General features: G+C 37.7%; 19 protein-coding genes. 2 read left to right on the plus strand and 17 right to left on the minus strand.

The annotated features are described in order from the left end of the window. Window positions 1-73: 73 nt before the first annotated feature. From AC4GME_RS02930 to AC4GME_RS02965, 8 genes are read right to left on the minus strand one after another with little or no spacing between them, the layout of a single operon-like run. Window positions 74-1,768 (minus strand): glycosyltransferase family 2 protein, encoded by a 1,695-nt coding sequence (locus tag AC4GME_RS02930; protein ID WP_490376542.1) that lies wholly within the window; start codon window positions 1,766-1,768, stop codon window positions 74-76. A 6-nt stretch (window positions 1,769-1,774) separates the two neighbouring features. Next, window positions 1,775-2,128: an ApeI family dehydratase gene (locus AC4GME_RS02935; RefSeq protein WP_490376541.1), complete on the minus strand. Its 354-nt coding sequence runs from the start codon at window positions 2,126-2,128 to the stop codon at window positions 1,775-1,777. After that, window positions 2,115-3,503, minus strand: coding sequence for an AMP-binding protein (locus tag AC4GME_RS02940; RefSeq protein WP_490376540.1), 1,389 nt, complete (start codon window positions 3,501-3,503; stop codon window positions 2,115-2,117). Before AC4GME_RS02940 ends, AC4GME_RS02935 begins: the two co-directional genes overlap by 14 nt. Next, the gene (locus tag AC4GME_RS02945) at window positions 3,500-4,060 is read right to left on the minus strand and encodes a COG4648 family protein (protein ID WP_490376539.1); all 561 of its coding nucleotides are present in this window, start codon (window positions 4,058-4,060) and stop codon (window positions 3,500-3,502) included. Before AC4GME_RS02945 ends, AC4GME_RS02940 begins: the two co-directional genes overlap by 4 nt. A gap of 3 nt (window positions 4,061-4,063) precedes the next feature. After that, window positions 4,064-4,321, minus strand: coding sequence for an acyl carrier protein (locus AC4GME_RS02950; RefSeq protein WP_490376538.1), 258 nt, complete (start codon window positions 4,319-4,321; stop codon window positions 4,064-4,066). A gap of 4 nt (window positions 4,322-4,325) precedes the next feature. Further along, a complete protein-coding gene (locus tag AC4GME_RS02955; protein ID WP_490376537.1) occupies window positions 4,326-4,583 on the minus strand; it encodes a phosphopantetheine-binding protein in 258 nt (85 codons plus the stop codon). Window positions 4,584-4,601: 18 nt separating this feature from the next. Continuing rightward, window positions 4,602-5,375: a lysophospholipid acyltransferase family protein gene (locus tag AC4GME_RS02960; RefSeq protein WP_490376536.1), complete on the minus strand. Its 774-nt coding sequence runs from the start codon at window positions 5,373-5,375 to the stop codon at window positions 4,602-4,604. Beyond that, entirely contained in the window at window positions 5,372-6,097 is a 726-nt protein-coding gene (locus AC4GME_RS02965) for a beta-ketoacyl synthase chain length factor (protein ID WP_490376535.1), read from the minus strand. Before AC4GME_RS02965 ends, AC4GME_RS02960 begins: the two co-directional genes overlap by 4 nt. Window positions 6,098-6,548: 451 nt before the next feature. On the opposite strand from AC4GME_RS02965, the gene AC4GME_RS02970 reads away from it, so the two are divergent. Both AC4GME_RS02970 and AC4GME_RS02975 read left to right on the plus strand, forming a co-directional pair. Next, window positions 6,549-7,616, plus strand: a complete 1,068-nt coding sequence (locus AC4GME_RS02970) for a methyltransferase (RefSeq protein ID WP_490378837.1) — start codon at window positions 6,549-6,551, stop codon at window positions 7,614-7,616. A 28-nt stretch (window positions 7,617-7,644) separates the two neighbouring features. Beyond that, window positions 7,645-8,277 (plus strand): outer membrane protein, encoded by a 633-nt coding sequence (locus tag AC4GME_RS02975; RefSeq protein ID WP_490378836.1) that lies wholly within the window; start codon window positions 7,645-7,647, stop codon window positions 8,275-8,277. Window positions 8,278-8,318: 41 nt separating this feature from the next. Here the strand turns inward: AC4GME_RS02975 and AC4GME_RS02980 are convergent, their stop codons facing one another. The 9 genes from AC4GME_RS02980 to AC4GME_RS03020 form a co-directional block, all read right to left on the minus strand. Further along, entirely contained in the window at window positions 8,319-9,173 is an 855-nt protein-coding gene (locus AC4GME_RS02980) for a hypothetical protein (RefSeq protein ID WP_490378994.1), read from the minus strand. After that, window positions 9,170-10,312 (minus strand): beta-ketoacyl synthase N-terminal-like domain-containing protein, encoded by a 1,143-nt coding sequence (locus tag AC4GME_RS02985; RefSeq protein WP_490377832.1) that lies wholly within the window; start codon window positions 10,310-10,312, stop codon window positions 9,170-9,172. Before AC4GME_RS02985 ends, AC4GME_RS02980 begins: the two co-directional genes overlap by 4 nt. Before the next feature lie 6 nt (window positions 10,313-10,318). Continuing rightward, on the minus strand, window positions 10,319-10,588 hold the full coding sequence (locus tag AC4GME_RS02990) for an acyl carrier protein (RefSeq protein WP_490377831.1): 270 nt from the start codon (window positions 10,586-10,588) through the stop codon (window positions 10,319-10,321). Continuing rightward, the gene (locus AC4GME_RS02995) at window positions 10,585-11,757 is read right to left on the minus strand and encodes an ABC transporter permease (protein ID WP_490377830.1); all 1,173 of its coding nucleotides are present in this window, start codon (window positions 11,755-11,757) and stop codon (window positions 10,585-10,587) included. The genes AC4GME_RS02990 and AC4GME_RS02995 overlap by 4 nt, the downstream gene beginning before the upstream one ends. A 1-nt stretch (window position 11,758) precedes the next feature. Further along, window positions 11,759-12,673 carry an ABC transporter ATP-binding protein gene (locus AC4GME_RS03000; RefSeq protein ID WP_490377829.1) on the minus strand — a complete coding sequence of 305 codons (915 nt, stop codon included), beginning with the start codon at window positions 12,671-12,673 and terminating at the stop codon, window positions 11,759-11,761. Then, a complete protein-coding gene (gene darH / locus AC4GME_RS03005) occupies window positions 12,673-13,671 on the minus strand; it encodes a BtrH-related acyltransferase DarH (RefSeq protein ID WP_490377828.1) in 999 nt (332 codons plus the stop codon). The genes AC4GME_RS03000 and darH overlap by 1 nt, the downstream gene beginning before the upstream one ends. A 1-nt stretch (window position 13,672) precedes the next feature. Beyond that, window positions 13,673-14,083, minus strand: coding sequence for a DarG family dialkylresorcinol biosynthesis protein (locus AC4GME_RS03010; RefSeq protein ID WP_490377827.1), 411 nt, complete (start codon window positions 14,081-14,083; stop codon window positions 13,673-13,675). 13 nt (window positions 14,084-14,096) lie between these two features. Next, window positions 14,097-15,245, minus strand: a complete 1,149-nt coding sequence (locus AC4GME_RS03015) for a beta-ketoacyl-ACP synthase III (protein WP_490377826.1) — start codon at window positions 15,243-15,245, stop codon at window positions 14,097-14,099. 2 nt (window positions 15,246-15,247) lie between these two features. Beyond that, the coding region (locus AC4GME_RS03020) for a dialkylresorcinol condensing enzyme (RefSeq protein WP_490378995.1) at window positions 15,248-16,169 on the minus strand (922 nt) is incomplete at its 5' end.

Here is a 16,169-nt window from a genome sequence, read left to right on the forward strand (position 1 = left end):
CAGAGGGCTTTCGTTTTACACGCCATATCGCGGAGATAGAGATATTTAAAATATCACTCTCTTTAATCAAACCTTATTTATCTTCCCGCTTTGTGCTTAACTGCCAAAAATCAAAAAAGTTATACCACTGTAGCGGGGCTTTCATTGTGTAAAATTCTAAGCGTTTTGCATATGATTCAACCACCTTTTGTAAAGCCAGTTCTCGCTTGCCTCTGGGTAATTTAATCTGTTCACTAAAGGGTTCAAAATACACATCAAAATGGACCTGTTTTTTGCTTTCGTCACGTAGACCAAAAAGTAAATATACTGGCGCTTTTAAAATCGAAGCCAGCAAAAAAGGGCCTTGCGGGAAGGGCGCAGGCTTTCCAAGAAAGTCTGCCCAGATAGCGCGTTGTTCAACACTGGTTGATGTCCGGTCACCGACAATGACTACCCATTCACCTTGCTCAATTTTCTGATCGAGCATTATCGCAGTTTCTGGGCCGAGTTTATTAACCTGAATGATATTCAGATCTGACTTGGGATTAACAGCCTTCATCACGGCATTAAAACGCTGTGCATGCTCGGTGAAAACCAGCGCATTAATCTTCAGATCAACATAAGACTCGCTTAACGCGCGGCATAATTCTAAATTTCCAAGGTGTGAGCCGATAATAACAATACCGCGAGACGATTTGCTTAATGGTTCAACATATTCAATACCATGAACGGTTAGATTATTTTTTGAAAAGTCACCTTTCCATGCAGCCAGTTTATCTAAAATAGTTTCAGCAAAAGAGTTGAGGTGCTTATAAACACTTAACTTTTCAGGTAAAACAGTCCCCGTGTTTAAGGAATATGTTTTTAGGTTCTGTAAATATTGTAAAGAAGCCTTACGTGTCGATTTCGCGGTCAGAGTGTAATAAGCGATCACTACTTTTAATAACTGTTTAAATACAGCGCGGCCAAACAGAGAGTATATGGCCAGTAGGATTTTCATTCCATAGTAGGTTCCGCGTTCAGACTGCCTTGACCAGTGGTTGGCTTTTAATCCCATTCGCTTAGAGCGCGTTAATAGTTTGGGAATACGCGGCAACATACCAAAAAACAGGCGGGTATGCATCTTGCTGATTTTCACGTTATCCCAAAAGGCATCAAAATGAGAAATACCATCTTCAGGGTATATCACCTGAGTTTTTATAAAGCGTACATCACAATCATTCCAATAGAGTTTGACCATTATTTCAGTATCAAAATCCATTCTTAATCCAATCTTTTCCTGCAGGATAATATCTATAGACGGCTTTACTGGATATGAACGGAAACCGCACATACTGTCTTTTACTGAGAATGACAGGGTTTCAACCCACACCCAAAAATGGGTGATATATCTGCCAAAAAGTCGACCTTTTGGCACCGACTGATCATAAATAGGGCGCCCGGAAATTAATGCGTTGGGATGTGCTTTTGATTCTTTTATTAATACTGTCAGAGCAGACAGATCATGTTGACCATCGGCATCAATTTGTATTGCATGGCTAAACCCAAGTTCCTGCGCGGTTTTAATACCGGCTATAACGGCGCCACCTTTACCTTGATTTTCACTCAAGGTAACCACAGTTGTTGTATCCGCAAGCCTGTTGATTACCTCCTTGGTAAGCAGATCACTACCGTCATCAACAATCAGCACAGGATAATCATAATCAGCCAGTAAAGTTTTAACCACAGCCGTTAATGCTTGCCCGTGGTTATAACAGGGGATTAAAAAGCAGGGTTTGAAATCGCTCATAATCCCTTATTCGCTTACAAGTAATTTGATACGGCCAGAAGAGTGCTGACTAGTTTCAGAGCTATAGGAAAAATGCAGTTTTTGTTTATCTGCATCCCAAGTCAGCGTTAACAAAATAATACTGTTTGGTAAAATGGGCTCTTGGAATTTAATCACTTCCATGCCTGCAAAACGAGTACCTGTATTAAGAAGTTTTTTTCCGTAAAAAATGGCCCAGTCGATTTGCGTTACTCCGGGAAGTAACGGGTACCCCGGAAAATGGCCTTCAAAATCGGTAATATCAGCGTCAACTTGTAACGTTAAACTGGCCTTGTTAGCGCTGATCTGCTGCTCAATAATAGTGGCTTTACGTTGTGGCATTATCTGTTCCGCTTTCTTTACTAAATAGTTGTGATATTTCACTGTGTAAACGTTTACCTTGTTTATTTACTGGGATTTCACAGACAACACGATAGTGTCTGGGAATACCAACAGGCTCAAGCCACAAACGTAAGGCTTGACGGAGCTTTATCCAAAACTTTCCTTTACCAAGCTCCTGCAGGGTGTTTTCCCCCTGCACAGTAAGCTTAATAACAGCCCCTAAACTTAAGCGATGAAGATCATCATGCACCAGGACAGCGCTCTCATCTATCCATTCAAGTTGATTTAAACGTTGTTCAACTTCTATCAGTGAGATACGTTTTTCTTCAATTTTAACGATCCGATCAACTCGTCCTTTTAAAACAAATTGATTCTTTTCCAATAACTCACATTGATCGCTTGTTTGATACCATGACTTTTCATCTATCCATGGTGAACGCAGGCTTAAACAATTATCAGCAGTAAGTTGTGAAAATATTCCAGGAAAAAAAGTCCACGGCATTGTCGCCTGCAATTGTTGGCGATAGCCAATTCCGCCTGTTTCCGTGCTGCCAAAAACTTCAAATGGATATTGTTTAAATAATGCATAACATTGCTGCGCGGCAGTTAAACTTAACGGCCCACCCGATGAAAAAACAGCGCGATACGGTGCACATTTTTTATCTTGTTGCAGACGTTTTAACAACGCAGGACTACTGATCAAAGTACTATTATTATCAGCACAAGCGACTAGCTGTTCAGGGTAAACTAAATCAAAACGTTGAAAGGCTCGCCCTGCGCATAATGGCCATAAAATACGAAACAAAAGCCCGTAGATATGCTGGTGAGAAACAGTACTAACAATATCAGAGCCAGCAAGTAGATCGCCCCATACCGCCTCAAGTTGAGTAATTTCAGCATCCAACATAAGTAACGATTTATTAATCGCTTTCGGTAAGCCGCTTGATCCTGAAGTAAACAGGGAGATCTCAATTTGTGATAAATCTAACTCTGAAAACTGCAAATCATTTGTCTGATGTTTATCTGTCAAAGGCAGTATCAGTTGCTGTTTGGTAAAATCACTCGCAACTAATCCATCATGAACAATTGCGTCAAAGTGTGCAGATAAAGACAACAACATTGCTGGTTGGTGATTACCGGGTAAAACAATCTTTTTATGCGCATATACGGCTGCAAAAAACGCCACGCAAAAGAGGTAGCTATCATCACAACAGATAGCCAGACGTTGTTTATTAAAGGCGTTAAGCTTAACGGTTAATGTTTTTATATCCGATAAGAATTGCGACCAGCAAACAGTTTCACCTGTAGAGAAAGAAACCGTTTTTTGATCTTCTCTGTCACTAAGCAAAACATTTTTTAGAGAGCTAAAAATCATTCATTTTTTCTTTTAACATAGATACGAACTAGAAATTCACAAGCGAACAGAGAGCCGGCTAACAGGTAGCTGATTAACCCGTTATATAAGGTCCAAATATCAAGAGACATAAAACTGGTTGTCAGGGAGATCGAGCCATTAGCAATAAAAAACAAACACCATACTCTGGTCACAGTACGTGTGTAGCTGATGGCGTAATCAGGTAACTCCGGATCTTGCAGACGAGCAAAACGCTCAACCATGGTCTCTTTTTGCCATAAGCTAGATGCAAACAAAATAAGCATTAAAATATTGACAATAACAGGGTAGTAAGTGAACCAGCTGGTATCTTTAAAAACCGATGCTAGCAGAACCAAAACAAGTCCCATAGCACCACTTACCCAGGTAATATATTTTAATTCACGTAAACGGGTTTTATTACCACCGATAATACGCAAAACGAATAATACACCGAGCACGCCAGCAACCGTTCCAACTCCCCATTGATTTAAGCCGTAATAAACAGCAAATGGATAAGCTAATAAAACAATTGCCGACAATATTGTCAGCAATTTCATTATTTATTTTTCCTGCAGCAGTTCAATAACGGAGTTAACAACGTCATCAACACTACGTACCATTTTAAATTCTTCAGGTTTAATTTTTTTGCCCGTTAGCTTTTGCAGATGAACCACTAAATCAACCGCATCTAAACTATCCAAATCAAGCTCCTGATAAAGTTGTGTTTCAGGCTGAATATCTGCAGCATCAAGCTCAAACAGTTCAACCAAAGCATCTTGGACTTGGCTGAAAATTTCATCTCTATTTAAATCGGTCATTTTATTACACTCTATTTGCTGAAATATATTTTGCTAAATTTGCTACTGACGCAAAATGGTCACGAGTTTGCGTATCATCGGCATCAATAACAACACTGTATTGTTTTTTAATCGCTAAACCTAGCTCTAAGGCGTCAATTGAATCCAAACCTAAACCTTCACCAAAAAGTGGTGCGTTTGTTTCAATATCATCAACACTCATATCTTCAAGATAAAGTGCATCAATAATTAGTTTTTTTAGTTCTGTGTGTAACTGTTCCATAAATACCTACTCAATTATTTAATGTTCTGGTGATAAAAGCACGTTAGATAAGTGCTTATTTAATTTTCTAACTGCAATTGAAGGAGATTGATATTTCTCAATAAAGGGTTCTATTGCAATTTTATCTTTCACTTCAAGATGGAAAAAAGGCAAGCTATCAGGAACTTGATACCATTTTTTCTCTTTTGTTAAAAATGAAGGTGTTACTGTAATCTGCACAACACGAAGATCTGTTTCTGTTTTAATCGCGATTTGTGCAGCTCCTCTCTGTAAAGATGATTTCTTACCCGGTGTTGTTCTTGTTCCTTCCGGGAATATAAGTAAAACATTACCATCATTGAGGCGCTCTGAGCAGTCCTCGAGTAAATTCTCAGGATCTTTATTAGGGATATATCCAGCGGACTTCACCACGCCTTTCATAAAAGGATTATGCCATATTGCTTCTTTTACCAAACAATCACACTGTCCTAAACGAGAGGTAATTAATACATAATCAATTAAACTAGGATGGTTAGCAACGATTAAACAATTTTGATCATCTTTTAATTTTTCAGCGCCAACAAATTTATAATCTATAGCGCCTGTAATACGCATTGTTTCACAAAACAGATAAAACGAACGTTGGATTATTTTTTGGACCTTTGCTTCACGGCTTTTATCGTTTTTTAATGAAAAAGTTAACAGAGGAAAAACAATAAAAGTTAAAGCCAGTCCTCCCATCCCAAAAAGAAAGAAGCAAAATCCAGTGGCAAAGATGCGCCATATTTTATTTATTTTTTGGGTGATACTCATGCGCTTTTTTCCCAAATCCAATTGCTTTTTTTACTACTAATCGAAACGGTTTTCTTTTCATTTAACAAATAATCAATACAACTAAAAGCTTGAGGAGATGAACTTTCGCTTAATTGTGCCTGTTTTATTGCCTTAATTTGGAATTCCATACCGGATTCTAACAACAAACCAAGCGCGAAACCTTGATATTCCTGCAGTTCAAAAGAGTGGTAAGGTTCAGGTAAAGGTTCGTCAAAATTAACCACTAACACTTTGTCTCTCGGATGCTCTTGTAAGTAACAACTAGCTTCGATAAGCGCACTATGCAAGGTGTTTTCACCGGCGGCTAAAGAACAAACAGGAATTGCCTGCTTAGTTGAAATAGTAAATAAACCTGCGGCGGTATTATGAACCGATTGCGAGAACAGAATTGGCGAAGCATCATTCCCCGCAAGAATATCTTCGATTAGTTTAACTGTTCGAGTTAATTCGCCATGACGACTAGCAAAAACAATATAATCGATATCAGTTCCTAAAGATAACTGTGTGGCAGTCTGAACTGCAAGTTTACTTAAAGAGCTCATACGACGGCGCAGCATAGGCGGGATTAAATCAACGGGAGATTCATTTAGCACACCTAAGCATAAAGGTTGTTTTTCAGCTAACAAGTTCCAGCCGTTTTTCTCTGCAGTAGTCGGGCAAAGTGCAAACCACTTTATTATATTAAAGTTAATAAAATCCATTTATTTTTACTATCTGATTAAGTTCTTATTAATAAACAAATAACACAATAACTGAGTTATAATTTACCCGTATTTAGATCGCTCATTTTAACATTAACTGTTAATACTGTTTAGTTATTTTAATAACAACTTATTAATTGTTGTTTTCTATCAAAAAAAAATACTTAATAGTCGAGTTGTTACCGCCAACAATATCCTTTTAACTCTTTAAATGTTAACCTTCATGGCTAAAGTAAGGATGTTATTTGCTATAAGGATGATAATTTTTCCCCGCCATAAAAAGCAAATTTAGTCACAAGATCCTCATTTAAATAGTGAACAATAGATTATTCGAGACATGTAAGCCTGCTTAACTGTTTATGGTGTTTTTTAACCACAAGTCATTATTATGTAGTGCAAACAGATCATCGTTTCAAAAATTATTAATATATTAAATTCTACAGGTTAGGCAATGACTGATTATTCGAACGACCCATTTACAGCTCTTGAAGCAAAAACTGAAGCGCAAAAACTAGCTTTTGCACCTATCACATTCCATACAGCGCGCACTTTACGTGATTTAGGTATTTTAGCGGTATTAGATGAAGCTAAAGATAATGGCCTTAATGCAACACAGATAAGTGAAAAATCAGGTGTCTCTGAATATGGCGTTAAAGTATTATTGGATATGGCATTAAGTGCACATATTGTTACCTGGAATGCCCCAAATTACATTATCGCAAAGCTGGGTTATTTTTTACTACATGACGGTATGACGCGCGCTAATTTAGATTTCACCGCCGATGTTTGTTACGCCGCTATGATGCATCTTACCGAAGCCATTGAAGAGGGCACTCCTGCAGGTCTTAAAGAGTTAGGTGATTGGCCAACGATCTATGAAGGGCTTTCGCGTTTACCAGAAAAAGCTAAACAGAGTTGGTTTAACTTTGATCACTTCTATTCAGATCGTTCATTTCCTATTTTATTAAAAAAAGTGTTTGAACATAAACCAAAACGTATTTTTGATATTGGCGGCAATACCGGAAAGTGGTCACTACAATGTTGTAATTACGATAAAGATGTGGAGATGACCATTATCGATCTTCCTCAGCAAATCGAAATGGCAATGAAAAATGCTAAAGAGCAAGGTTTTGCGGATCGTATTAAAGGTTATCCAACCAATATGTTAGATAAATCATTGCCTTTACCAACAGGCGCAGATGCCTGGTGGATGAGCCAGTTCCTAGATTGTTTCTCGCCAATGGAAATACTGAGTATTTTACAACGAGTGCGCAAAGCGATGGATGTTAATACCCGCGTTTATATTCTTGAACTTTTCTGGGATGCACAACGTTACGATGCAGCAACATTAAGTCTTAACGCAACCTCTTTATACTTCACCTGTTTAGCAAATGGTAATAGCCGCTTTTACCGCAGTGAAGACTTTTTAGAAATTGTTGAAGCTGCTGGTTTTAATGTGGCTAAACGTACTGATGACATTGGTTTAGGCCATACATTACTTGAACTAAAAGCAATCTAATTTAACAACAAAAAAATAGGTAACAACAATGAAAAAAATATTACTTCCCCTATTAATTTTTACATCATCTGTTACTTTTGCTTCAGAAGTTACAAGTAATGCTCAAAAAATTAATGGTTTTTACCTCGGAGCAGGGATCGGTAGCTTTAATTATAATACAGAGCAAGATTGGGATAACGATAACCGCTATGGAAAATTAATAGAACAAACGGATGGTAATACACTTAAGGTTTATGCCGGCTATCAATTTAATAAAATAATTGCCGTTGAAGCAACTTATAGCGACTACGGTGATACTCAAGGTTACGTTTACACTTTTTTCAACAATAAAACAGCTGTGAAGCAATCTCCAACATCCTTTTCTGTTGCAGCAAATGCAGGTTATACGTTTGCTAATGGCATTCGTCCTTTTGCACTATTAGGTCTTGCTTATATGGACCTAAACTCAAGCTTTACTTTTTTAGATACAGATAATCCCATTGCAATTAAGTATGGTGTTGGTGTTGAATATGCGCCTGTTATGTTGAAAGGTGTGCAATTAAGAGTTGCTTATGAAGCTGATTCCTACTTTGCAGAGGCATATAATGGTTGGGGAGAAGATACAAATATTGATGTTTTCACTCTTAACTCCTTTTATGCGGGTATTTCATATAAATTTTAAGTAACAAACCTAATAACAAAGCTCATTAATGAGCTTTGTTGTTAAAAAACATTAAGTTTTATTAAACGAAATTGACCTTCGAAATAATCAATAAACAACAACAGCCCTTTTTCTGTTTGGATAAAATTATTTAACGCATAGAGAGCCACTGTTTCGTAAAACCCGACGCGCTGTTCATAAGTAAAACGTGTTTGCTCTGCTTTTGCCATTAATTCATTGATATCCAGCTCAGAGCAGCGCAGTGCAAAAGCAACTTGATAATCACCTTCAACACTTCGCATAAAAGCTTTTACTTGCTGTAAATTCATAGATTGCGTTATTATTTCAAGCGATGCTAATGCATTTTCTTTTTCACGATTGAGTAACATCCAATTGCTACCTTCACCCAATTCAACATCAGGTTTTAATCCAAGGTACTGCTTAGCAATTTCTGCAGGCTCAAACAGTTGATCAACACCACCAAGTAATATTTGTTGTTCTTTTTTCAGTTTTAAATCGCTACTTGCCAGAGTTAATGCCATTTCCACAACAAAACCATGATTGTAAAGGTTATTATTTTTGCTATTTAACCCTAAAAACTGCGCAATATAAAAACCTGCGGTATTACTTAAAGAGTTTATAAAGTCGACGGGTTTGGGTGGCGATTTTTCAATAAACCGATAATCACACAAACGCTTAAATACCGATATATTTCCCTGCCCTGATGTCAGGTATAAAGCTGTATTTTCGCTTATCGCTTGCTTATCTTGAATCTGTGCTACTCCAAGTATACCTAGCTGTATAAAACGATCGGTACGGCGTACAAACTTAGGCGCTACTTTTTTGCAAATAGATTTTACATCAACATCTTCAGGCTGCTGGTGATTTATTAATGCAACTTGCTGGATATAAATCACGACGGCACCTTTTCAATAATCAGCGAAACATTATTACCACCAAATCCAAAGTAATTAAGTAAAAAATTCCCCGCCTTACAGCTTATCTTGTTTTTTATTGGCGCCCATTGCAGTTCAGGATCAATATTATTAAAATTAGGTGTTCCAGGAATAAAGCCTTGTCCCACACATTCAGTTAAAAGTAATAACTCACTTACTCCACAACTCCCAAGTGTATGGCCGATATAGGGTTTTAAAGAAAAGAAATTTGGTTGTTTTTTAAATATCTGTTTCATTCCATTAATCTCAGCAATATCCCCCATTGGACTAGCCGTCCCATGGGTTTTTACCGCCGTAATATCTTTCGCCTGCAGATCACAACAATCTAATGTCTCCTTAATAACCTCCCTGATGCCGCTACCATCTAACTTAGCACCCGTTACACTTGCTGTTTCACTACGATTAACACCACCTTTAAAAATCCAGTCACTTTTACGCAGATCATCGCGACTCATAAATAGGGCAGCTAATGATTCACCTAACACCATACCCTGGCGATTTTGATCAAAAGGGGATACCTGATCAGGTGATAACAATTGCATTGATGAAAACCCCTCAAATGAAAAGCTGGCAAACATCTCCAGGCCAACCACTAACGCATAATCAATGACCCCTGCTTCTAACATAGTTGCGGCATCAATCATTGCATTAGCGCTTGAAGTGCAAGCGGTATTATAGGTAAGCGATAAATCGTTTAATGAAAAGTGCTCAATTAATTGTGATGCATAAAGCCCATTTCCAACCCGTTGATCATTAAATTTACCAGCAGATGAATCACTTGTATTTAACCAAAGCGGGTGCGATATGGACAGATCATTTGCTGAACAGCCTAAAAACAGACCGCAACGACTTAATGAATTTTTATCTAATGCCAACTTATCAATTAGCTTTTTTATAACAGGAATTATTACCGGGATAGGATCAAACAAGACTGGCAGCGGTTGTTCTGAAACCAGTTGATAATATGGATAACTGCGCTGTTCAGCAAACACATTCATCTTTTTTTCAATAGTTTGGTAAGTACCATTAAGGAGGTGTGCAAGACGCTGCTGTTTATCACCTAAAGCACAAATTATATCGCCACCTAAAATAGTAATCATAAAAACTTACTCAGCCTGTAAATAATCAGCGAGGCCATTAATAGTGGTAACTACACGGCGAAACTCTTTAGGATCGGTTAAACGCACATTAAATTGTGCTTGCAGACTCATAGATAGTTGCAGGGCATCAACAGAATCAAGATCTAATCCACTTTCAGGAGAGAATAGCAGCACATCATCACTGATATCATCAGCTGCAAATTCATCTTTTTCACACTCTTCAATAATCATCTTTTTAAGGCGCAATTTAAGCGCCTCATCCTGTGAGCCGATCATGATACTTTCCTTATTTTTATATTAAATATAATGGCAGCAATAAACAGCAAAACCAAACCAAACAGAGTTAATGCCAGTACCTCGTTGAGTACGTCAGATAAATTACCTTTACGTAAAAACAGATCTAAAAAGCCCTCTAATCCCCAGGACATAGGCGAGATATTGGCAAATTCCTGCATAAACTCGGGCATTACAAATTTAGGTACCATCACACCACCAATTGCGCCAAGTAAGACATTAAGAATACCGCCGATGGTGGTCGCTTGCTCAACACTGTCGACAACCGTTGCAATTAAGATAGACAAACCAATGGCAGCTAAACTCAGTGCAAAAGAGATAACAATCAAAGCAGTTACCGATCCCCCAATGGTCAATGCATCAGCACCAAACAGAGGAACAATATACATTCCCACCGCTATCATTAACCATACCTGCAGCTGATTGATAATCATGTAAGGGATTATTTTTCCTGCAAAAAGGGCAGGGATAGTAATATTCATAGTGCTTAAACGCATCAATGTATTTTGTTTGCGTTCACTAATGAAAATTGTCGACATTGGAATAATGACAAAAAACAGTCCAAAAACTATCCAAGAGGGCACACTTTGCTGTGTTGAAGTTGGCTTTTCATCTGCAGATAGTTTTGCATATTGAATATTCATAATATCGTTTTCATTGATATCAACGGCATCTGGGATATCAAAGCCCATCTGTTGAGCACGGGATTGCTGCAGTGAATGGAGACTGGCTAGTTTTTGCTGCATAATTATTTGCATCATTTGCGCTTTAAATAAAAGCAAAACAGTTTGCGATACATCGGAAGCAACTTGTATCTGTAATTGCTTGTTCTCTTCTTGTTCGTAACCTTCAAGGATTAAAATAAGAAACTGAACATTCTGTTGATCCACACCTTTATGATCGTCAACATTGAGCAGTTTACTATTAATCAGCTTATTTCCCTGAATTGAGCTTATAAACTCCTGGCTAGTTTCAGAACTGTCTTGATCGACAATCGCTAAAGAAAGCATTGCTTTTTGTTCGTTAAACACATCTTTTAACGCCAGCGACATAATTAAGATAAACACAGCAGGCATCACAAACAGTGCAGCCAGTGCGTGTTTATCACGAATAACAAGTAAAAACTCTTTAATTAACATCGACTTGAACATGTTACCTTCCTTTCGATGTTAAATTAATGAAAATTGATTCAAGATTGGTATTGGCATAATTTACCTGTTTAATTTTTACATTATTGTTCTCCAGCAGAGAAAGAGCTTGAGAAATATATTCAGGTTTTTTAGAAGCTAATTGTAAACAACTGCTATTGATAACGGTTAACAAAGAAAACAGCTCACAGCACTCCTGCAGAACAGCTATTGGTGTTTCATATAGTTCAATAATAAGCTGATTGCCCATCTCTCTTTCTAACATCGAGCAGATATCACCTTGTTTGATAATTTGTCCGGCATTAATTATCGCCACTTGATCGCATATTTTTTCAATTTCAGGCATGTAATGAGAGGTATATATAACGCATTTATTATCTTGTTTAAAAGAGCGGATAGTATCTAAAATTTCATTACGGGATTCGGGATCAATACCTACAGTTGGTTCATCAAAAAACAGAATATCCGGGTTATTTAATAAACCAATTGCAATATTTAAACGGCGTTTTTGTCCACCCGACAATGTTGCTGCTTTCTGCTTTAACATCGAATCTAATCGGTTAATTTCAATAGCATAACCAATATTTTTTTTAGCTGTCGCAGTTGCTATTTTTTGAATACCGGCAAAAAAATCAAGATTTTCTTTAACCGATAAGTTGTCATAAAAAGCAAGACTTTGCGGAATCAGTGAGCAACGCTGACGAATATCTTTTATATATTTAGATAAGGGTTTATCAAATATCTGTATTTGCCCGCTATCAAAGGTTGTTAAGCCGTTTAAAATGGAAATAAGGGTCGTTTTTCCCGCACCATTGGGACCTAAAAGTCCAAAGATACTATTTGCTTTAATATCTAAACAGAGGTTATCTAAGGCTTTTTTTTCACCATAGCTTTTACAAAGCTTATCTATTTTTATCATTAGAATGCTCGTAATAATTTTTTATAAACTTCAGCTTCCTGCTGAGCAACAGATTCCAGTTTTTCAGCAATAGCTAGGTAATCAATTACTTTTTTATTTTTAGAGCGGATAGATTTAGCAATAAGCAGAGCAAATTCACGCCAGGCATCGCCCGTTGCGGTCATCATTTTTGAAGCTTCAAATAACTCTTGGTTATTAATTAACTCAGCAGACTCTTGTAAAAAAGAGGCATAAATATATCTAAAACCAGCGCCACCAGTACCAATCTCTTCCTGCATTCGGATGATATGACCTAAAAACAGTTTACTGTATTGTTCGCCTTTTTTTTCTAACTGGCGAATATGCTTGGCAAGAAAATAAATTCCCTTTAAACCAGCAATCGGTACTGGCGTTTTCAGCATTGTTTTTGCTGTTTTTTTAATACACTTAGGTAATACTTTTTTATAATCAATCTCTTGAGGAACATAAGAGGGGTAATACAAAGCCCCTTTAGGTGCCATAACCCCTTTTACAAATCGCGCTTTCTGCAACGATTTAACATCCGCTTCAACCAAATGTTCAAAAACAGGATCGCTGATGCTGTAGTTATCATCCGTTTTATTAATCACCATCAGGTTATGGGCGTTAAAATGAAAACGCATCTCTTCGGGGAAATACGGCAACCAAAAAACAGAGGTTTGTGCGCCAACAATATGACCTTGTGCAAGTAACTCATCTAAACGCTGTGTACCACGTGTCGCGTTTGAAAATTTTTCAACTTTCATTTTCAAACCGATATTTTTCTGTAACCCTTTAATAATCGATTTAGGCATTGAACGGTAGGCAATTAATGGCATACCTCCAAGCTTAACAAAGGGTAAATAAGCAAAAACAAGTGCGCTAGATAAACCAAAAACCATTGGTTCAGATAGTTTTAAACCATGGTGGCTTAACATTGATGACATCACACCACTTTCGCAATGTGCCGCATGTTGGTGTTTAAATTTAACAGCTTGCATATTATTTTTCTTTTAATTCAGGTAGTTGTTTAAGGCTTTCAACAGAAAGGCCAAGCGCTTCGCTATAACGTGCGAGCAAAGTAGGAGAAAGTTTTTTAAAGACCTTAGGTTTTAAATGACGCTTCACGCGCCATTGAAACAAGCCCATTGATTGCGCTAATACAATCAAGTCCATTCGTTGCGCATACATATGATAATAAAGAGGGGATTGCTGACCTTCTAAAACCGCTTGATAAGCATTATCAGCTTGACGTTGTAACTCGGTTAACGCTTGCTTTGTCGCTTCGCCTTCAACATCCCAGCCCGAAGAGGTAACAACAGCATATTTCCCATTCTCATCTGTTGCATAAAGCGCTTTTTTGTTTTCGGCGTAAGTCGAAATATGATCTTGAGGTACGTTTTTAATATCCATAAAGCACTCTTTATTAAACAACAGTCAGTTGCATGAAAGCAGTGGAGAAACGTCCACTTTCAGGAACATAACAAAGTAATTTATCACCCGCTTTTAACTTACCAGAGTGAAGCAGTTCCTCTAACATAATATAAATTGAAGCAGATCCGGTATTACCTTTAGTCGCAAGGTTGGTGAACCATTTATCTTGCGGAATATCACACCCAGCTTTTTTCATACCCTGATAAACTTTATCGCGGAAATAACCTGATGAATAATGCGGCAGGAAATAATCAATTGAATCAGGCTCCACTTGTCCTTTTTCTACTAACTCCTGCAGAGGTTTAGTAACCGTATATTCAATAATATTTTCATTAAGCTGTTTTACATCCTGTTTAACACTAAAAATTGATTGGCTTAACCACTCGCTTGAGTCATATGCCAACCAGCCTTTTAAACTGCCGTCTGCTTGTTTTTCAGCACCCGCATACATACAAGCATCTTGCTCATTCGCATAGGACTTTTGTATTATCCAATCAATTTTAAGCGTTAACCCCGTTTCATTAGGCTTTGCACTCATCAATACAGCGCCAGCCCCATCACTTAACATCCAGCGTAAAAAGTCTTTTTCAAATGCGATTTCAGGCTGACGTTGTAATGCATCTACTTTTATATCCACTTCTTCTTTGAAGTTTTTTGCACGCATCATAGCGGAAGCCGTTTCCGAGCCTGTTGCCACAGCATTTTCACTTTGTCCGCTTAAAACTGACATATAACCATATTTAAGCGACATAGTGCCAGAAAGACAAATACCCGAGGTAGCAATCACTTCACAACTCGGGATACCAAGTTCACCATGTACCATCAAGGCATGATTGGGTAATAACTGATCCGGCACAGTGGTACCGCAAGCCAGCAGTTCAATATCAGCAATATTAAATGATTCACAGTTTAACTGACGGATAGCCTGCGCTGTTAATTGCGCATTTGTATGGGTAGGCAGACCTGTTTCTTTATCTACAGCATAATAGCGGGAGGTTATTTTATTCGAGCGTAAAATCATTTTACGGGCACGCGATGGACGGCTACCAACTTGCCCCAATACAGATTCCATTTCGTTATTCGTCACTGCTTCATTGGGTAAAAAAGCTTGGATATTATTGATATATACGTTTCTAGTCATAATTAGCGTCCTGAAGGCTTTTCATATTCTTTGGCATTTTTTTCAATAGTTTTTTTGGTAAAGGGATAGATAAGGCGACGAATTAGTATATTAAGAGGCACAATCGTTAACACTAACGTTAAAAGGAATAATGAATAGATAGTAATCACAATTTTTCTAGGCAATGAACCGGGTAGCCCTGATTTTTTGATTAATTTCCCCCAGATCATAAACGAACGAGTCGCTATTTTTTCTGTGCCCACTAATTTCCCATCAACAGATACAGCCCCCATATTTTTCAATAAGGGTTTTCCTGTTTTTTCTTCGCTGTTATTTAACGATCTTACTAATTTATCACCAAAGCGACTACTTTCTTTTAGATCTTTTTCACTAACGCCTGCAGCAGGAAAACATAAGAAAGGGTCTTTCTTACCCGTTAATAACCAGCGTGGCGTGGTGATAAACGCATAGATAGAACCACCTTGATCGGTCAATACAACATTATCAATAAGTTTTGCCTGAACACCTGTAAGCAGTGTCTTCATTTTTTCCTGAGCCATCACCCACATGTCGCGACAGGCAATCAAAGTGATCACAGGTTTATCTTTAAGAAGTTGTTTAGCCTGCTCTGTTTTTAAAAAACCTGTAATTGGAATAGCCGGCGCTAAAAACCAGACGCTATAGGCAAGAATAACCAGATCATATTCATCGTATTGATTTTCGATCGGTTCAACAGGGCAGCCGTTCATATAAATTGCTTCAGGGAAAGCATCAAAAAATGGATAAAAAGACCAAGGATAAGGATAAGCGGTAAGCGGTTTTATTGGACAGTAATCGACCTTAATCTGCTTATTTTCTTTAAGGGGAGCTGTAATCGATTCGACCATTTTTGATAATTGGCCGCTTTGCGAGTAATAAAGCACTAATACTTTTTTCATAATCCCT

Source organism: Psychromonas sp. (genome assembly GCF_983033635.1).